Raw genomic sequence first — 19,470 nt, 5'->3', positions numbered from 1 at the left:
TATGTATGGCGGAGAACTTGTGATTTTCACAAGTTCTTTTTTTAATGAATCAGGGCAGTTAAATAAGAAGTATTATTTTACCTTTCGTACAATAAATGCTATATTAAAAAATGTTACTTATTTTTTGTATGTGGTGTTATTTTTCCCTTTTGTTTGATTATGAAGAAAAAGGATAAACTAAATAAGAACATTTTCATTGAAAAATTGTTCAAGATTGCATACAATCAATATAGTTTTTAAATTCCTATCAGAATACTTGGAGGATTATCATCATGAAAAAATTATTTTCAGTACTTGCAGTAACTACATTAGCGATCGGGATTGTAGCGGGCTGCGGTAAAGAAGAAAAAAAAGATACAGCTAGTCAAGACGCGTTACAAAAGATTAAACAAAGCGGTGAACTTGTAATTGGTACAGAAGGTACATATCCACCATTTACGTTCCACGATTCAAGTAATAAATTAACTGGATTTGACGTTGAATTAGCAGAAGAAGTTGCAAAACGTTTAGGCGTAAAACCTGTATTTAAAGAAACGCAATGGGATAGCTTACTTGCTGGTTTAGATGCAAAGCGTTTCGATATGGTTGCAAACGAAGTTGGTATTCGTGAAGACCGTCAAAAGAAATATGACTTCTCTAAACCGTATGTTTCATCTTCAGCGGCATTAGTTATTGCAAAAGATAAAGATAAACCTGCTACATTTGCTGATGTAAAAGGATTAAAAGGAGCACAATCTTTAACAAGTAACTATGCAGATATTGCTAAGAAAAATGGTGCGGAAATCGTTGGTGTAGAAGGATTTAGCCAAGCGGCAGAATTATTAGCTTCAGGACGCGTGGATTTTACAATTAATGATAAATTATCAGTGTTAAACTATTTAGAAACGAAAAAAGATGCAAAAATTAAAATTGTAGATACAGAAAAAGAAGCTTCAGAAAGTGGATTTTTATTCCGTAAAGGTAGCACTAAGCTTGTACAAGAAGTAGATAAAGCGTTAGAAGATATGAAAAAAGATGGTACGTATGACAAAATAGCGAAAAAATGGTTCGGTGAAAATGTATCTAAGTAGTGCATTAGTTTCAGATCGATTGTCTACTTGGATGGATATTATGCAGTCTTCCTTCATGCCTATGCTGAAGGAAGCTGTTTTTACGACAATTCCATTAACGCTAATTACATTTATTATCGGCCTTATACTTGCGACGTTAACGGCGCTTGCACGTATTTCAGGTAGTCGTATTTTACAATGGATTGCTCGTATCTATGTATCTATCATTCGCGGAACGCCACTTCTTGTACAGTTATTTATTATTTTCTATGGTCTTCCAACTCTTAATATTGAAGTTGAGCCATATACAGCAGCAGTTGTTGGATTTTCATTAAATGTTGGTGCGTATGCATCTGAAATTATTCGTGCTTCGATCCTTTCCATTCCGAAAGGGCAGTGGGAAGCAGCTTACACAATTGGGATGACGTACCCACAAGCGTTAAAACGTGTTATTTTACCGCAAGCGACGCGCGTATCAATCCCGCCGCTTTCGAATACATTTATTAGCTTAGTGAAGGATACTTCATTAGCATCGTTAATTTTAGTAACAGAAATGTTCCGAAAAGCGCAGGAAATTGCGGCAATGAACTATGAGTTTTTAATTGTTTATTTCGAAGCAGGTCTTATTTATTGGGTTATTTGTTTCTTATTATCAATCGTACAACAGATGTTAGAAAAGCGTTCAGAACGCTACACATTAAAATAATCCTTTTACAAAAGGAGTTTTTGTTTTTATGATTTCAATTCAGCACTTACAAAAAAGTTTCGGAGATAATACCGTACTAAAGCATATAGATTTAACAGTTGAGAAGGGCGAAGTTGTTGTTATTATCGGACCGTCTGGATCTGGTAAAACGACATTCTTACGTTGTCTTAACGTGTTAGAAACGCCAAACGCTGGTCATATTCGTATCGGTAATAAAGAACTCGACTTCTCTCAAAAAGTAACGAAGAAAGATATTGTTAATCTTCGTACGCAAACAGGTATGGTATTCCAGCACCATAATCTATTCCCGCATTTAACAGCACTTCAAAATGTAATGGAAGGGCTCGTTACAGTGAAAAAGATGGGGAAAGAAGAAGCGAAGAAAAAAGCAAACTATTTCCTTGAAAAAGTTGGTCTTGCGGATAAAGTAGACTTATATCCGTTCCAACTATCAGGCGGACAACAACAGCGCGTTGGAATTGCTCGCGCGCTTGCGATGGAGCCGGAAGTGTTACTATTTGATGAGCCGACGTCAGCACTTGATCCTGAACTCGTTCAAGAAGTTCTGAAAGTAATGAAAGAACTTGCTAAAGAAGGCATGACGATGGTCATTGTAACGCACGAAATGCGCTTTGCACATCAAATTGCAAACCGCGTTATTTTCATGGATGGCGGTGTCGTTGTCGAACAAGGTACACCAGAAGAAGTATTTACAAATCCAAAAGAAGAACGTACGAAGAAGTTTTTACAAATGTTGCAATAAATGAAGGAAGGTCTCAAGGCATATGCCTTGAGACCTTTTTGCCATATATATTTATTTGTGGAATCCGCCAAGGCTTTGCTCAGCCATTGCAACTAGACGTTTTGTAATTTCGCCACCAACAGAACCGTTAGCACGAGCCGTAGAATCTGCTCCTAATTGTACACCAAATTCTTGAGCGATTTCGTACTTCATTTGGTCGATTGCAGCTGTTGCTCCTGGTACTACTAATTGATTTGAAGAATTTTGGTTTGCCATAGGAATATATCCTCCTTAGAGTTATAAAAATTTTTTTGGTTGGACTAGCTGGAGTTGAACCAGATTATCGCCCCGTTTGGCGCTAATCCATCGGTAATTAAGTTTGTACTCATAGTATGGATGTTACCTAGAAAGATATACGAAATAATAATTTGTAAATTTTGTAAAAAAATCTTAGTGATTTCGTAAATTATGAAATAAGAGTAATCGTTTTATTTTTTAGAAAGAAGGTAAAACTAAGAGCGATATGAAATATATTTTTCTTTTTGTATCCTGCTATTTTGAGGAGAATGTAAGTAAGAATGGGGCAAGCTGCTCCTATACGTAGCTAGATCCAATTATATGGAGGAATCGTGATGGGAATTTGTCCGCTTTGTAACGCATTAGAATCACAAACATATTCTTGTCAAAATTGCCAAAGTATACTCCAAGATTATGGGAAGGCTGTAGATTACATAGACGATTATAGTGCGTATATGGACCAAGAATTATTGAGTGCAGTAGATGGATTAACACATAATAATTCAAATGAATATTGCAATCATATTTTTTATTGCGGAGTATGTAACGTGGAAACAGAGGTTGTCGTAAAACTTGTGTAAATAGAAAACTTCCACCTTATGAATGAGGTGGAAGTTTTTGTTTTTGTATTTGTGAGTGAATCATAGGGGACGGGATATGCTCGTTGTTTGAGGAAGTCTCTGATTTTATTTGAGACATTTTTTCTTTTGTATCGCGCAAAGAATGTTCAGTTAAGTAGATGGCATATTCGTAAAATAATTGGCGCGTTAGTTCACTCTGTTCTTTTAACTTGGCATCTTGGAATACAGTTCGCCCTGGTTTAGAGTTTGCTTCAAAGAGCCACGGGTTTTCCTGCGTGTCTAAACCGATATCAAAACCGATTTCTCCAATATTTCCGGTTACTTGTTCATCGAGCGCATAACTAATTTGTAAGGCGGTATGTTTTAACTTATTTTCAATTTGAACTTGTTTCGTTGAATCTGGAAAAAGTTCTTGCAACAATTTCGTATCGCCACCACTATTTACATGCGTTGTTAAGCTACCTTTGCCAGCAATTTTTGCCACGATTGCACTGACCATCCATTGGCCGAAATGATTTTTATTTGTATGAATGCGGAAATCAACAGGTTGCCCATCGAAGCGAAGTAAGGAAATACCTTGTTGTACGATAAACTTTTTTAAATCATGTCCTTTTAACACATGGTTCAGAAGCGTTTCTAATGATTGGTACTTTCTTAGTTTATTTTCTTCATTTTCGCGATAACGACAGTAGTAGCAATTCTCTGTTTGGGAATAAAATATTTGATGAATGTTTCTACCGAAGCTACCATGAATCGGTTTCATGTAAATGGATTTATACGTTCCGAGAAATCGTTCCACTTGTTCGAAGTGCTGAAATGTTTCTGTGTTTGGTAATAACGGCATAATGGATTCATCTTTCATAAGAAGTTGATGCACTTCCCATTTATTAAAAAAACCTGGATTAAACCATGGAATCGCATAGTCATGCTCTAACTTTCTTTTTGCTCTTACAATCGGTTTATAACTTTCGGCTTTCCGATTTGGTAATCGATCGTAAATGACATTCGGTAAAGGGACTTTTTTCTTTATCCACTTTTCCTCTTGAAAGAAATACCCTTCAATTGTTTCGTCTTCCCAGTCTATATGTTGCACACCAAAAACGAATACAAATGGTCGTAAGGTGAATGGTGGCGTTAGTAACTCGCCAAGAGAAATTGAACGGTTCCCTAAAGGATTAGAAGCGCCATCGTTAAAACCAGTTGTGAAAATCCCGATTAATGGTCCGAAAATAATCGTTTGGTTTTGTGTGAATGCATGGATAGTAGTGGAATGAGGAAGTAAAAGTTTCTCTGCAATTTGTTTTCCAATAATGATTTCGCGAGTAAAGGAATAATGAATTTTTACCTCTTCACTTGCAACATGGCGTAGGCCGAAGGAAAGGGATGTAATTGGTGGTGTGATGGAAAAAATATAAGGTAAAGTAATACTATTTGGATGCTCATCTGAAATATTTAATGTATATATGTGCTCTTTCAAAATAGACTTACCCCCTTTCTTTATGGTGTAAAGCGACTAAATTGTAATGGTCCGTGATATATTTTTTCGGCTAATGAATCACTATGGCGGATGTAATGTTCGTACGGGGGAATCGTGTTGACATACATAAGCCAAATTGCCCCTTTTTGATCCATAATAGTGGAAAGCTCTAGCTCGAATAACGAAGAATAAGATTGATCTAATGTTTGAAATACTTCATTTATAATGTCTTGTAAAGCGTCCTGTAATAATTGTACACCGGTACTAGATAGTACGTATTTAATTTTTGAAAATGCATGCAGAGAGGAATCATCGGTTACCGAAAGTAAAAGTTGATTCGGAAATGAACTTTTTTGTATAAACTGACCGATAACGTTCCACTTCTGTTCTTTATTTTTTTGTAAAATGGTCCGAATATGGAGCGGGTATGTTAATTGATTTGGTGGTTGCAGCATTGTATGGGTGATGTAACGTGCTGATCGTATATTAGATTTGTACCAAGAAATAAATTCATCGGTCCGTTTAATGGGAGTAGAAATATGATAGGCATCATTTATCGTATCAATATGAAATGTTTTATTTTTATAAACGATCCGGTACAGACTTTCATTGGAATGTGCGTTAGTAGGACGTATAATAATATCTTTTGTTTTTAATAACAGTTTGAAAACGTTGTGTATCGTTGCTATTTCAAATTTTGGTATATAAGGTGATAATTTTTTATTCGTGAGAAATACATCATGTAGTTCGCTTAAGTCAATGAGTGTGTTATTTAAAAAGGTAGTGGAAGGACGGTTGTGTAGTGAGTGAATAATTGATTTTGCCTTGTCGAAGTCCGTTTCCTCGTTAAAAGAAGAACGATCATATATATAAGAAGGAATAGGGAATGTTTGCTCTTTCCATTTTCCTGTATCTGTATCATAAATCAGACCAGAAATAAGATCTGTTTTAGGATCAATACAAAATGGCGTAAACTGTGCAACGACATTATGATAAAGCCGAGCGCGTTTAGCGATTTCGGTGTAATACGTTTGCTCATAATGAGGCTGAGAAGTTAAAATACCGAGAACCAACGAAATCACTCCTTTACTAACAAAATGTTGACATAATAGGCGAAGCTATATATTGCAAATACATTTTTATACCATTATACTTTTGTCCGTATGATGATATGCTATAGTTTTGGAGAAGCGAAAGGTTGATTGTAATGAATATATGGTTAAGTATGTTAACGACGACAGGGCTCGGAGCAATTATTGGAGGATTTACAAATCATTTAGCGATAAAAATGTTATTTCGTCCTCACCGTCCTATTTATATTGGGAAATTTCAAGTTCCATTTACACCAGGTTTAATTCCGAAGCGCCGCGATGAGCTTGCAGTTCAATTAGGGAAAATGGTTGTAGAGCATTTGTTAACGCCGGAAGGAATCGGAAAGAAGTTAACGAATGAAGAGTTTCAAAAAGGTTTAATCCACTGGGCACAAGTAGAAGTGGATAAAGTAATGACGAATGAACAATCACTGCGAAATATGTTAGAAAAATGGAACGTAGCGCATGTAGAAAAAGAAGCAACTGAGAAAATCGAACAGGTAATTACAGAAAAGATTCAGGCATTTTTAGAAGAGTACTATACATATACATGGGAACAAGCTTTACCTCATTCTGTTCACGAGAAAATAGAGAGTGCGATTCCAAATGTTTCGGCATTTATTTTAGGGCGAGCAACTCAGTTTTTTGAGAGTGAAGAAGGGAAAACACGTCTTTCAAAAATGATTGATGATTTCTTTGCTTCTCGCGGGACATTGCTTAATTTAGTCGGAATGTTTTTAGGGAATGTAAGTGTAGTGGATCGTGTGCAGCCAGAAGTCATTAAGTTTTTAGGGCAAGATGGCACAAAGCAGCTTTTAACTGATGTACTGCAAAAAGAGTGGGAGAAGTTAAAAGGAAGAGATGTAAAAGAAGTAGAAACGTTTGTAGAAAAAGAAATGATTGTAAGCTCCATATTGTCTGCAGTTAAAGTTGAGGAAACAGTGAGTAAGTTTTTAAATCAATCTGTGCAGCAAGTATGTGAACCGGTTCGAGAAACAATGATAGAAAAGGTAGTCCCGAGTGCAGTAACGAAAGGCTTGAAGTGGGGGACGGAAAACGTAGATAGCATTCTAAACAATCTACATCTTGCGGAAATTGTCCAGCAAGAGGTATCTACATTTTCAACGGAGAGACTAGAAGATTTAGTGCTGTCCATTACAAAAAATGAACTAAAAATGATTACGTATTTAGGTGCCTTATTAGGCGGTATGATTGGAATTGTGCAAGGATTATTACTGTTGTTTCTTAAATAATAAGATATGTACATACAAATAAAAGTGAAATTTCTTCACATCTCTTGCATAGTTTGATATGGTAAGAAGAGGTGCGTATGTAAATGCACGTAAAAGGCAGTGCGTATGATAAGCGCTAGCCTTCTAAAGGAGGAAAAATAAAATGACAAAAAACATTCATGATGTAGCATATGAATTACAAAAAGCAATCGCTGAAAACGATGACTTCAAAACGTTAAAAGAGAGCTACGCAGCAGTTCAAGCTGATGCTGCTTCAAAGAACTTATTCGATGAGTTCCGTACAATGCAACTTAGCCTACAACAAAAAATGATGCAAGGTCAAGAAATTACTGAAGAAGATAACCAAAAAGCACAAGAAGTTGTAGCTCGCATTCAACAAGATGCTAAAATTACAAAGTTAATGGAAACTGAGCAACGCCTAAACGTTGTAATCGGCGACGTTAACAAAATTATCATGAAGCCACTTGAAGAGTTATATAGCGCGCAACAACAAGCGTAATAGTGGAAGACGCCCCTGTATAGGGGCGTCTTTTTTGTTTAGGGAATTTGATAGTTAGACCACAAAACCTCACTTTCAAAATAGCTATTTTGAAAGTGGTATGTAGTACATCCGTTAATTCTTTTTATTGCTGTTAATTGAAGTTTTAATGTTTTTTTCGTTTAAAAACTTTTCAATCTCTTTTTGCTTCCGTCCATTAGCTTTCTCAAGGTGCTTCGTAAAAGAAAAATCGGCTTTGAATAAGTTACCATCTTGGGCGAGTTTGTTTAATTCTTGATCTAGTTCTACGAAAATAGCCGTAGATGATGACATAAATTCATAGATTTCTTTTGAAGGTTTTTTATAATCAGTAGGTAAATTATTATTACTAATAAACTCATGGAAATTCATATCGTTTTGTTTCGCTAGATCGATTAGTTTTTGTAATTTTTTTCGATCGGAATCAGTGAAATTCTTATCAGGAGTTGTTGAGGCAAGTGGAATGATGTTTTCAGATAACTCCCAGCTATAATCTATATAATCTTTTATATTTTTTCTCATTTCATCTTCATTAATAGTTTCATTCTTTTTTGAGGAAGTGAATATAGTTTCCGGAATTTTAACCGTAACATCTTTAATAGATTGTACATCGTTTTCTTCCTTAGGTTCTGCACTGTTTGAACAAGCTGATAGAAATAAAACTGTAAGTAGCATGAGTGAATATAAAGTATATTTCTTCATTTTAATCTCCTTTTTTATTCATTAGTGTCTTTGTAAAATAGCTATATTCCATTTCAAATACTTTACTAAAAGTGCATATAGATGTTTGATCATTTGATAACTTATGACGGATATGAGTAAACCGACGCAAAAAGCGATAAACACATTATAAACATCGGAGTAACTAATTTGATGAAACCCTTTAAAAAATCCTAACCCTATTAATAAAATAGGTGAAATGATTAATACTGGAGTGGCAATGATAAGCGCTAGAATAATCGGTAATAAAAAGAGTAATATGAAAAAGGCGATAAAGATAAAGGCAAAGTTTAAAACACTTAAGCTCATAACAGAAAATAGTGCAGTTATCATATTTTTGAAGCTGCGTTTCTTGTCAGCATTGCTTATTGCATAGGAAACATTCAATTCTTTCGCGATCGTTTTAGGGTTTCCTAGTTTTCTAGCAATTTCTTCTTCACATTTTCCGTCTTGTTTACCACTAATAAAATGAGTTTCGTACTCTAAAATAATATCTTTCTTTTCTTCATTAGGCATATTCCGCAGGGAAGAACTAAGTTGTTCTAAAAATTCACTTTTGTTCATAATAATCACTTTCCTTTATAGAATGATGAATGAAAGCTGAGAATCGTATCTTTTGAAAAGGGGGCTCTGAATTACAATTAATGGGTATTCCATTATTTACAAATATATCATTTAGTATTATTCTTTGCAAGGTACTGATATTTTTTTAATACTGTGATGATATGGAGGTTTTTTCAGCTTTTTTCGAGGAGATATAAAAATATTATTTTAAGATAAACAAAGGTTTGTAAGCGTATTCCTTATTGTTTGTCAAAATAATGTCAAATTCATATTGTTGGAAAAATAATGCATTTGTAATATAATGATAAATAATACTTCACCACATTAATTAACCAGGTGAAATTCAAAATCTTTATTACACAAATTATGAAACAAAGGAATGATTAGTTTGAGTACAGGTGTAAAAGCAAACGACGTGAAGACAAAAACAAAAGGAGCAGATCTTGTTGTTGATTGTTTAATTAAACAAGGTGTTACACATGTTTTCGGTATTCCAGGAGCAAAGATTGACTCTGTATTTGATGTACTGCAAGAAAGAGGACCAGAGTTAATTGTTTGTCGTCATGAACAAAATGCAGCATTTATGGCAGCTGCGATTGGTAGATTAACAGGAAAACCGGGCGTATGTCTTGTAACTTCAGGACCAGGGACATCAAATTTAGCGACAGGTCTTGTTACTGCGAATGCGGAGAGTGATCCCGTTGTTGCTTTAGCTGGTGCAGTTCCGCGTACAGATCGATTAAAACGTACGCACCAATCTATGGATAATGCTGCACTATTCGAACCAATCACAAAATATAGCGTAGAAGTAGAGCATCCTGATAATGTGCCAGAAGCATTATCAAATGCATTCCGAAGTGCGACTTCTACAAATCCAGGTGCTACTTTAGTCAGTCTGCCGCAAGACGTTATGACTGCGGAAACGACTGTAGAGTCTATCGGTGCGCTTTCTAAGCCACAGCTTGGAATCGCTCCCACACATGATATTACATACGTAGTAGAAAAAATAAAAGCAGCGAAATTACCGGTTATTTTACTCGGTATGAGAGCAAGCACAAATGAAGTGACGAAAGCCGTTCGTGAATTAATTGCGGATACAGAACTTCCTGTCGTTGAAACATATCAAGCAGCTGGTGCGATTTCACGTGAGTTAGAAGATCATTTCTTCGGCCGCGTTGGACTATTCCGTAACCAACCAGGTGATATTTTACTAGAAGAAGCAGACCTTGTTATTTCTATCGGTTATGACCCAATTGAGTATGATCCGAAATTCTGGAATAAACTTGGAGACAGAACGATTATTCATCTTGATGACCATCAAGCAGATATCGACCATGATTACCAACCAGAGCGTGAATTAATTGGTGATATCGCTTTAACTGTAAATAGCATCGCGGAGAAATTACCGAAACTTGTATTAAGTACGAAATCAGAAGCGGTGTTAGAACAATTACGCGAGAAATTATCAGAACAAGCAGAAATTCCAAATCGTCCTTCAGAAGGTGTTACGCATCCACTTCAAGTCATTCGTACACTTCGTTCTTTAATTAGTGACGACACAACCGTTACATGTGACATCGGTTCCCATTCTATTTGGATGGCGAGATGTTTCCGTTCTTATGAACCACGTAGATTATTATTTAGTAACGGTATGCAGACGTTAGGTGTTGCACTTCCTTGGGCAATTGCAGCTACTTTAGTAGAACCAGGTAAAAAAGTAGTTTCCGTATCAGGTGACGGTGGTTTCTTATTCTCAGCGATGGAGTTAGAAACGGCGGTACGTTTAAATTCTCCAATCGTCCATCTTGTTTGGAGAGACGGCACATATGATATGGTTGCATTCCAACAAATGATGAAATACGGCAGAACATCAGCTACAGAGTTTGGGGATGTTGATCTTGTGAAATATGCGGAAAGTTTCGGGGCGTTAGGTCTTCGTGTTAACACGCCTGATGAATTAGAAGGTGTATTAAAAGAAGCACTAGCAGCAGACGGCCCTGTCATTATTGATATTCCAATCGATTACCGTGATAACATTAAATTAAGCGAAAAATTATTACCAAATCAATTAAACTAATGGAGGCAGATTTGAGATGACGGTTGCGCAATTAATCGATATTGATGCAAAAAGAACGAAAATGAGTAACGAAGTATATCAAACATCTACAATGCTTGCGCTATTAGATGGTATATATGATGGTGTGATTAGCTTTGAGGAACTAAAAGAACGTGGTGATTTCGGCATCGGCACATTTGATCAATTAGATGGTGAAATGATTGCGTTTGATAACGAATTTTATCATTTACGTTCAGACGGTTCAGCAGAAAAAGTAGAGCCAGAAGAAACAACACCGTTTGCGACTGTAACGTTTTTTGAAAAAGAAATGAGTTATACGATAGAGCGTCCGATGAATCGTGAAGAAGTAGAAGCATTATTACATGAATTAATGCCGAGTAAAAACTTATTTTACGGTATTCGAATGGATGGTACATTCCGCGAAGTAAGAACGAGAACTGTTCCAAAACAAGAAAAACCGTATACACCGCTCGTTGAAGTGACGAAATCACAACCAATCTTTTCCTTTAAAAATACAGAAGGTACGCTTGCTGGATTTTGGACACCAGATTATGCGCAAGGCATTGGTGTAGCTGGTTTCCATTTACATTATATTGATGATGAAAGAAGCGGAGGCGGACATGTTTTCGACTATGTTGTTGAAAACTGTACGATCCAAATTTGTCAAAAAGCTCATATGCATTTAGCACTTCCAGAAACAGCTGATTTTATGGCGGCTGAATTATCGAGAGAAAACTTAGAGGATAATATTGCGACTGCGGAAGGTGCGGAGTAAAAAGGAGAGACTGTTCCATTGTGGAACAGTCTTCTTTTATTTGTCGGTAGGTCGATATTTCTTGTCAAATCGTTGATATTATTTATTTCTTTGAAACAAACGGATGCCCCTCATAATAAAAACGCCACGGATAATGTACAGCTTCTTCTGCATAGTCGATGTTAATTCGAGGTCCTGCTGTTATTTTATATTGTGATGATATGTGTTCTTCTTCGGGGACGAGTTCAATATGTAATGTGTCACTTTGCAATGATACGCCTCGTTCTTCTAAAGTAATTCCGAGTGCACGGCATAGTTTGCCAGGGCCGTTCGTTAAATTTTTATACTGCGCCTTTGTAATGTCAGTTTTGTTATAGCGCGCTAGTTTTATTTCTTCTATTCCATCTACCGGCTCAAGGGCTCGAATGAGAACACCTTGCGGGGTGCCCACTGGTGCTGTAATGACGTTAAAACAATGGTACATACCGTAAATTAAATATACGTAAGCATGTCCTGGCGCACCAAACATGACTTCTGTACGATCAGTCCGTCTGCCGCCGTAACTATGTGCGGCCTTATCATCGGGACCTTTGTATGCTTCTACTTCAACAATGATTCCACTTCGCTTTATTCCATCTACAATATGAACAAGTTTCTGTCCGAGTAATTTTTTTGCGACTTCTAACGTATCGCCTTCATAAAAGGAAGGAGGTGCTTGCATTGTACTATCTCCTTTACTGAGTGTATATGTATATAGTAAACCAAATTTTTAGTAGAAATTCTAACTCGTTCTATTTGCTACATTTATTTCATAAATTATGGATAGAGTACAACAGCGAAGAGGGGGAGTGCGACATGATTTATCGCTTACTAGCTCTTAACATAGATGGGACACTACTATACAACAACGGAAAAATTGCAAAAGGATTAAGAGAAACAATTGAATTTGTGAAAAGAAAAGACGTATACGTTACATTATTTACGAGCCGTAATTTTCAGTCCGCTCATAAAGTAGCAAAGGCGTTAAAATTAGATTCTATATTAGTGACACACGGCGGTGCTTTCGTTTCAGCGACGTTAGATAAGCCTTATGTTCAAAGAAGATTATCGGAAGAGAAGACGTTTAACATTGTGCAAGTATTAGAGCATTTTGACTGTAACGTCCGCATTTCTCATGAACGGTTTTCAATCGGAAATCGTGAGAGAAATACACCAAACTTAATTGCACGTACTGTGTTATCGAGTGCAGATCCGTTATTTTATCCAGTTCAATTTGTAGATTCATTAGGTGATGCGCTTCGTGATCATCCAGTAGCGGCACCAAAAATTGATGTTCTTTTCCAAACGAAAGGTGAAAAAGAACGAGGGCTTAATACATTAAGAAAAGCGTTTCAAGATGTAGAGTATGTTGAGTGCGATTCAAAACGAATAGAAATTTTGCCACAAAATGTATCAAAATTACGTGGATTACAATTGCTTGGAGAGCATTTAAATATTTCGCTAAACGAAATGGTTGCGATTGGAGATAGTTTAGAAGATCTAGAAGTAATTGAAAATGTAGGGCTTGGTGTAGCGATGGGGAACGCGCCTATAGAATTAAAGCAAGCAGCCGATTGGATTACACGTTCAAATAGTGAGAACGGTGTAGAGTATATGATTAAAGAACATTTCCGTAAGCAATTCCCGCTTCCGTTTTTGAAGAATCATAAAAATACACCGCAATGATGAAAGAAAAACGTAGCTTTTTGGCTACGTTTTTTTGTTTTGCTATCTTTTTCATACCGTTTGGGCTGATGCATGTATAGGATAAGGGGATAACGAAAGAAGATAAGGTAAAACCTTCTGTATTGACCTGCAAACGCCCTTCAAGTAAACTAAAGAGAGTTTGCAAATGAAAAGGTGATAATGTTGTTAATTTCAATTAAAACGTTACAAGATGATCGTTTTTTACGTCCGCTACAAAATATTGGCGGCTTATTTTTTGAAGATAGTACGATTGGATTTGAACAAGAGGAAGCAAATCTTATCGTTGATATACACATTGAAGAGAATGTGAAAGCATCAGCTCGTTTAACAGATGTTGCGACTGGAAATGTGTATGAAGAAACATTCGCAAAAGATTTATCTGCTTTTACAGATGAAAAAGAGCGTATGAAGCAAGTGAAGCACGTTGTTTCTTATGTATATCTTTCTGTTCTTCAGCAGTTAACTGGTATGGAACAAAGCTGGGGTATTTTAACTGGAGTTCGTCCAACGAAACTTCTTCATAAAATGCTTCAAAATGGTATGTCAAAAGAAGAAGCGCATCAAGAACTTCGTGAAAGCTATTTAATTCATGAAGAGAAAATTGAACTTCTTCAGCGTATCGTTGATTGTCAATTAGCGGTAGTTCCGGATTTATATCGTTTGAAAGAGGAAGTAAGTATTTATATCGGTATTCCATTCTGCCCAACAAAATGTGCATATTGTACATTCCCGGCGTATGCAATTAACGGACGCCAAGGCTCTGTTGATTCATTCTTAGGTGGTTTACATTATGAAGTTCGTGAAATTGGTAAGTTTTTAAAAGAAAAAGGTGTAAAAGTTACGACGATTTATTACGGCGGCGGTACACCGACAAGTATTACAGCAGAAGAGATGGATATGCTGTATGAAGAAATGTATGAAGCGTTCCCAGATGTGAAAAATGTGCGTGAAGTAACAGTTGAGGCAGGTCGCCCAGATACAATTACGCCAGCGAAGCTAGAAGTGTTAAATAAATGGAACATTGACCGTATTAGTATTAATCCGCAGTCATACCACCAAGAAACATTAAAAGCAATTGGACGTCATCATACTGTAGAAGAAACAATTGAGAAGTATCATTTAGCTCGTGAAATGGGAATGAACAATATTAATATGGATTTAATTATTGGTCTTCCTGGTGAAGGGTTAGATATTTTCAAGCACACGTTAGATGAAACAGAAAAGTTAATGCCAGAATCATTAACAGTTCATACGTTATCATTTAAACGTGCTTCTGAAATGACGCAAAACAAACGTAAATATAAAGTAGCAGGTCGTGAAGAAATTACAGCGATGATGCACGAAGCAGAAGAGTGGACGCAAAAGCATAATTACGTACCATATTACCTATATCGTCAAAAGAATATTTTAGGTAATTTAGAGAACGTTGGTTATGCAATGCCGACGCAAGAAAGTATTTACAACATTGTCATTATGGAAGAAGTACAATCAATTATCGGACTTGGTTGTGGTGCATCAAGTAAATTTGTTCACCCGAAAACGGGAGCAATTACGCACTTTGCGAATCCGAAAGATCCAAAATCATATAACGATGGCTTCGTAAAATATACAGAAGACAAACTGAAAATTTTAGAAGAGCTATTTGCATAAAAAGAAAGAGGTTATTCCGAGTCGGAATAACCTCTTTTTCTATTGTCAGTTTTTGTCGGTAAGTCGATATATTTGAAAAATCGCTGATATAATTCAAGTTGCGCCGATATATCCGGAAAATCGCCGATATAATTTCACTTATCGCCAAAAGCGGAACTGTTTGTAAAACTATGTCGATAATAATCAGAAAAATTAGTCAAATCATTAAAGGACAATGTCTACTTATGGACGAAATGATAGATTTATGAAAGAGAAAAGGGGGAAATTGTTGGCATGTACATGACGATAGGGAGAATTTTCGATTTATCTGTTGGTAAGTATCCGAATAAAGAGGCATTAGTGGAACCAGAAAAAAATATTCGCTGGACGTATAAACAGTGGGATGAGCAAATAAATAAAACGGCGCATGCTCTATTAGAAGAAGGGGTAAGAAAGGGCGATACTGTATCTGTTTACTTATATAATTGCCGTGAATTTGTAAACGTTTACTTAGCCTGTGCAAAAATTGGAGCGATCTTTAACCCGATCAATTTCCGCTTAAAAGCAAAAGAAGTATCTTATATTCTCCAGGACGCATCCTCGAAAGTAGTTGTTTTTGAAAAAGCAGTTGAGCCAACCGTGGCTATCGTTGAACGAGATTTTCCGAATTCGTCTTTTTGGTATGTAGAAGACGATACACCTTCTTATGCTAGTTCCTACCATGAAAAAGTAAATGCGGCATCTTCTGAAAAAATAGATATCGAAATTGATGAAATGGATTATTGTTCTATGCTGTATACGAGCGGTACGACAGGTCATCCGAAAGGTGTATTACATCGTCATCGCGAAATGGCTGAGCATAGTATGATTTGTACGTATTTCCTAAAATATAATCGAGATAGTATTGGGCTTGTTGTAGCACCGTTATATCATTGCGGTGAGTTGAATGCTGGAATTATACCGCGCATTCAAGTTGGTGGAAAGAATGTTATTTTACATCATTTTGATACAGAAACAGTATTACATACAATTCAAGAAGAGAAGATTACGACGTTTTTTGCAGCGCCGACGATGTGGAATATGCTGTTGCAAAAAGATTTAACGAAGTACGATTTAACTTCGATGAAGATTGGTATATATGGCGGGGCTGCGATGGCTCCAGCGTTAGTGAAGGAATGTAAAGAACGTCTTTATATTGATCTTGTACAAATTTATGGAATGACAGAAATGGGACCTGTTGTTGCGTTTCTCGTAGAAGAGGATCAAATTACGAAAGCAGGTTCAGCAGGAACACCGTGCTTTAGTCATGAAATTCGAATTGTGAAACCGAATGAAGATGTACCAGCAGAACCAGATGATGTATTGCCTCCTTATGAAGTAGGGGAGATTATTTTACGTGGTCCAACTATGATGGCTGGTTATCATAACCGAGAAGAGGCAAATGCAAAATCGATGTATAAAGGGTGGTATCACTCTGGTGATTTAGGTTACTTCGATAAAGACGGCTATTTATTCGTCGCAGATCGCGTGGATGATATGGTAATTAGCGGAGGCGTTAATATTTATCCACGTGAAATTGAAGATTTCCTTCATAGCCATCCTGGTATATTAGATGTTGCGGTGCTTGGTGAGCCAGATGAATTATGGGGAGAACGTGTTGTGGCAGTTGTTGTGAAGAAAGATGAAACAATTACAGAGGCTGATTTAGAAACGTATTGTAAAGAAAGTGATGAATTAGCGGATTATAAACGTCCACGTCATTATTTATTTGTGGATGAACTGCCTCGTAATGCGAGTGGGAAATTACAAAAATTTGTGCTGAGAGAGTCGTTGAAAGGTGCAAAACAATAAGGAGTAGAACAGTCGTCTATACAGATAAAGCTACCTTTTCTAATACGAAAAGGTAGCTTTATTTTTAAAAAACAATTAAAAAAATGGTATTTATCTTCTAGTCAAATTCTCTTTTATTATTATGTTAAAGTACTTTTTTGTAGCATTAAGCTTTGATTGTAAATGCAAATATCCCGCTTTAAATAAGGGTTTAGTAATTTAATTAGGTGAATTTTATAGATGTAATATAATTGTAGTGTGAGTGGAATAAAGGTATTGGAGGAGTATATTTAAAAGATAAAGATAGTCAGTCGTCAGATGACCTTATGAATAAAATGGTCATTCAGTTTGGAAGGTTACTACTATAATAGTAACAAATTAAATGGTGGATGAACAGTCTTGTAATGCACTTTTATAAGGACTAATATTTATTGTTGGCTGCCCAAAAGATAAGTAAAGATAGTTTGATGCTGCAAATAATCTTTATTTTAAAGTGTAATTTAGGGTAGAAAAATGAAGTAACCAAAGATGGAGGGTTTATGAGTACATATTTCAAAAGAATATCGGTAATTTGTTTTATTTTTACTGTTCTTATTGGACAAGTTTTTATGCCTATCATAGGGCATGCTCAAGAATTAAATACGACAGGATTTGTTGATAGTTTTGCATTTGAAAAGACGAAATTAAATTATGGAGAAAAAACCACGATACATGTAGACTTTAGTGAAAAACCTGGAAAGAAGATGAAGTCTGGGGATACATTAACGTTAGCACTTCCGCCAGAATTAAAAGGTTATAGTGGCACAATTCCATTAAAGGATGATTCAGGGCGTATTTTTGGTACGTGCCAGATTAATGCATATAATGTAGTTTGTACATTTAATGATACGGTAGAAAAGCTTGAAAATATTAGAGGGAACTTTAATTTCACTGTTCAAGGTACGAATGTTGAAGCCGGAAAGACGAAAGATGTACAAACGAATTTAGGGACAGATTTAGAAAAACAAATGGTAAGTATTACGCATCCAAAAGGAGAGGGTACAGAACCGGGGATCTTTTTCTATAAGTCTGGTGATATTCAGCCAGACAAAAGTAATGAAGTGCGTTGGTTTTTAAATATAAATTTAAAGAAACAATATTTACATGACAACATCGTTTTAAAAGATACGTTACAAGAAGGACAAACGCTAAATAAAGATAGTTTTACTATTACTATCAATAATAAAGAGTATTTATCTCTTAAACAATTTCAAGACCGAGGTTATGGATATATTAAGCTCACTAGTGATAACTCATTTGAAGTAGTAATTTATAGACATATGGCGAACGCTACGTCGTTTACCATTTTCTATACATCAACGATTACTGATAGTGGGAAAAAGTTGAAACATCTACAGAATGACTACAAGCTTGATTATCAAATTTTATATGAGAAACCTAGTACTGAATCTAATAGTGTAAAGGTTGAAAATATATCATTTGGTGGAGAAGCTGAAGGGGTTTTACCTGCGAAAGGAACGCTGCAAATTGTAAAACATATTGAAGGAGACGAGAAGAAGTTTATTCCAGGTGTTTCTTTTAAATTGTTTACAGAGTCAGGACAGCAAATTGGTGATTCCTATACAACAAATCGAGACGGAATAGTTGAAGCACCAAACCTTGCTCCAGGTAATTATTACGTACAGGAAATTTCTGCTCCGAACTATGTAGAGTTTGATTCACAAGCGAAAATTCCTTTCACAATTAAGACGGATGCTACAAATGGAATAAAACTTATGGTTCCAAATAAGTTAAAAACTACATCTGTTGCAGGAACGAAAACGTGGGAAGGCGATAAAGTAAACGATCGCCCGAAAACGATTAAAGTAGATTTACTGCAAAATGGTAAAGTCATTGCAACGAAAGAAGTTACGGCAGAAAATGATTGGAAATATGAGTTTGGAAAGTTACCAGCAGTTGATAGTGAAGGAAAAGCTCATACGTATGAAGTGAAAGAACAACCAGTATCAGGATATCAATCGAAAGTTAACGGATATGATCTTACAAATATAAAAATCCACGAAGTAACAGAAGTGGAAGAACAAGGTAAAGAAGAATCGGTAGAAGAACTGGAAGCTCCAACTAACCCAGAAGAACCGAAAGTAACAGAAGAGCCGAAAGAGTTAGAGAAGCCAGAAGTTACGGAGAAACCGGAAATTCATATAAAACCAGAAGAAGAGAAAGTTGAAGAAGAAACAACAGAAGAAATAAAAGAAGAAAAACCGGAAGAACCGAAAGTAACAGAAGAGCCGAAAGAGTTAGAGAAGCCAGAAGTTACGGAGAAGCCGGAAATTCATGTAAAACCAGAAGAAGAGCAAGTTGAAGAAACAACAGAAGAAATAAAAGAAGAAAAACCGGAAGAACCGAAAGTAACAGAAGAGCCGAAAGAGTTAGAGAA

18 protein-coding genes are annotated in these 19,470 nt (G+C 36.1%); 12 read left to right on the top strand and 6 right to left on the bottom strand.

What is annotated here, in order from left to right; all coding sequences use genetic code 11:
- Positions 1–272: 272 nt before the first annotated feature.
- The 3 genes from PDQ68_RS22085 to PDQ68_RS22075 are packed head-to-tail and all read left to right on the top strand — an operon-like array spanning position 273 to position 2,518.
- Positions 273–1,070 (top strand): amino acid ABC transporter substrate-binding protein, encoded by a 798-nt coding sequence (locus tag PDQ68_RS22085; RefSeq protein ID WP_000732845.1) that lies wholly within the window; start codon positions 273–275, stop codon positions 1,068–1,070.
- Entirely contained in the window at positions 1,057–1,755 is a 699-nt protein-coding gene (locus PDQ68_RS22080; RefSeq protein ID WP_014893277.1) for an amino acid ABC transporter permease, read from the top strand. Before PDQ68_RS22085 ends, PDQ68_RS22080 begins: the two co-directional genes overlap by 14 nt.
- A 28-nt stretch (positions 1,756–1,783) precedes the next feature.
- Entirely contained in the window at positions 1,784–2,518 is a 735-nt protein-coding gene (locus PDQ68_RS22075; protein ID WP_061183551.1) for an amino acid ABC transporter ATP-binding protein, read from the top strand.
- A 51-nt stretch (positions 2,519–2,569) separates the two neighbouring features.
- Here the strand turns inward: PDQ68_RS22075 and sasP are convergent, their stop codons facing one another.
- On the bottom strand, positions 2,570–2,773 hold the full coding sequence (gene sasP, locus PDQ68_RS22070) for a small acid-soluble spore protein, SasP family (protein ID WP_000013338.1): 204 nt from the start codon (positions 2,771–2,773) through the stop codon (positions 2,570–2,572).
- Positions 2,774–3,129: 356 nt separating this feature from the next.
- Between sasP and PDQ68_RS22065 the strand changes: the two genes are divergently transcribed.
- On the top strand, positions 3,130–3,375 hold the full coding sequence (locus PDQ68_RS22065; RefSeq protein ID WP_000510468.1) for a hypothetical protein: 246 nt from the start codon (positions 3,130–3,132) through the stop codon (positions 3,373–3,375).
- 16 nt (positions 3,376–3,391) lie between these two features.
- On the opposite strand, the gene PDQ68_RS22060 is transcribed toward PDQ68_RS22065, so the two are convergent.
- Together PDQ68_RS22060 and PDQ68_RS22055 are read right to left on the bottom strand one after the other, a co-directional pair.
- On the bottom strand, positions 3,392–4,852 hold the full coding sequence (locus PDQ68_RS22060; RefSeq protein WP_016716577.1) for a YheC/YheD family endospore coat-associated protein: 1,461 nt from the start codon (positions 4,850–4,852) through the stop codon (positions 3,392–3,394).
- Positions 4,853–4,872: 20 nt separating this feature from the next.
- The gene (locus PDQ68_RS22055) at positions 4,873–5,925 is read right to left on the bottom strand and encodes a YheC/YheD family endospore coat-associated protein (protein ID WP_061183552.1); all 1,053 of its coding nucleotides are present in this window, start codon (positions 5,923–5,925) and stop codon (positions 4,873–4,875) included.
- Positions 5,926–6,059: 134 nt separating this feature from the next.
- On the opposite strand from PDQ68_RS22055, the gene PDQ68_RS22050 reads away from it, so the two are divergent.
- Positions 6,060–7,196, top strand: a complete 1,137-nt coding sequence (locus tag PDQ68_RS22050; RefSeq protein ID WP_153016946.1) for a DUF445 domain-containing protein — start codon at positions 6,060–6,062, stop codon at positions 7,194–7,196.
- A 142-nt stretch (positions 7,197–7,338) separates the two neighbouring features.
- Positions 7,339–7,695 carry a YlbF/YmcA family competence regulator gene (locus PDQ68_RS22045; protein WP_061183554.1) on the top strand — a complete coding sequence of 119 codons (357 nt, stop codon included), beginning with the start codon at positions 7,339–7,341 and terminating at the stop codon, positions 7,693–7,695.
- Positions 7,696–7,809: 114 nt separating this feature from the next.
- On the opposite strand, the gene PDQ68_RS22040 is transcribed toward PDQ68_RS22045, so the two are convergent.
- Both PDQ68_RS22040 and PDQ68_RS22035 read right to left on the bottom strand, forming a co-directional pair.
- Positions 7,810–8,415 carry an NDxxF motif lipoprotein gene (locus PDQ68_RS22040; protein WP_000760978.1) on the bottom strand — a complete coding sequence of 202 codons (606 nt, stop codon included), beginning with the start codon at positions 8,413–8,415 and terminating at the stop codon, positions 7,810–7,812.
- Positions 8,416–8,436: 21 nt separating this feature from the next.
- The gene (locus tag PDQ68_RS22035) at positions 8,437–8,997 is read right to left on the bottom strand and encodes a DUF1700 domain-containing protein (protein ID WP_061183555.1); all 561 of its coding nucleotides are present in this window, start codon (positions 8,995–8,997) and stop codon (positions 8,437–8,439) included.
- A gap of 388 nt (positions 8,998–9,385) precedes the next feature.
- On the opposite strand from PDQ68_RS22035, the gene alsS reads away from it, so the two are divergent.
- Both alsS and alsD read left to right on the top strand, forming a co-directional pair.
- Positions 9,386–11,074, top strand: coding sequence for an acetolactate synthase AlsS (alsS, locus tag PDQ68_RS22030; RefSeq protein ID WP_016716582.1), 1,689 nt, complete (start codon positions 9,386–9,388; stop codon positions 11,072–11,074).
- Positions 11,075–11,090: 16 nt separating this feature from the next.
- On the top strand, positions 11,091–11,849 hold the full coding sequence (gene alsD, locus PDQ68_RS22025; protein WP_016716583.1) for an alpha-acetolactate decarboxylase: 759 nt from the start codon (positions 11,091–11,093) through the stop codon (positions 11,847–11,849).
- A gap of 82 nt (positions 11,850–11,931) precedes the next feature.
- Here alsD and PDQ68_RS22020 read toward each other — a convergent pair whose 3' ends face one another.
- Positions 11,932–12,549, bottom strand: a complete 618-nt coding sequence (locus tag PDQ68_RS22020; protein WP_001148786.1) for a DNA-3-methyladenine glycosylase — start codon at positions 12,547–12,549, stop codon at positions 11,932–11,934.
- 134 nt (positions 12,550–12,683) lie between these two features.
- Between PDQ68_RS22020 and PDQ68_RS22015 the strand changes: the two genes are divergently transcribed.
- The 4 genes from PDQ68_RS22015 to PDQ68_RS22000 all read left to right on the top strand — a co-directional run.
- Positions 12,684–13,553: a Cof-type HAD-IIB family hydrolase gene (locus tag PDQ68_RS22015; RefSeq protein WP_061183556.1), complete on the top strand. Its 870-nt coding sequence runs from the start codon at positions 12,684–12,686 to the stop codon at positions 13,551–13,553.
- 180 nt (positions 13,554–13,733) lie between these two features.
- Positions 13,734–15,224: a coproporphyrinogen III oxidase gene (locus PDQ68_RS22010; RefSeq protein ID WP_029141065.1), complete on the top strand. Its 1,491-nt coding sequence runs from the start codon at positions 13,734–13,736 to the stop codon at positions 15,222–15,224.
- Between the two features lie 273 nt (positions 15,225–15,497).
- Complete coding sequence (locus PDQ68_RS22005; protein WP_061183558.1) at positions 15,498–17,054, top strand: fatty acid--CoA ligase; 1,557 nt, start codon at positions 15,498–15,500, stop codon at positions 17,052–17,054.
- A 518-nt stretch (positions 17,055–17,572) separates the two neighbouring features.
- Positions 17,573–19,470, top strand: a 1,898-nt coding sequence (locus PDQ68_RS22000) for a Cna B-type domain-containing protein (RefSeq protein WP_270786959.1), incomplete at its 3' end; no start/stop codon positions are given.

Origin of the sequence: Bacillus cereus group sp. Bc010, from assembly GCF_027716745.1 — a bacterium.
In the GTDB taxonomy this organism is placed as follows: domain Bacteria; phylum Bacillota; class Bacilli; order Bacillales; family Bacillaceae_G; genus Bacillus_A; species Bacillus_A pacificus.
The sequence above is the reverse complement of the archived record's forward strand: the minus strand, read 5'-3'. Positions and strand labels throughout refer to the sequence as shown.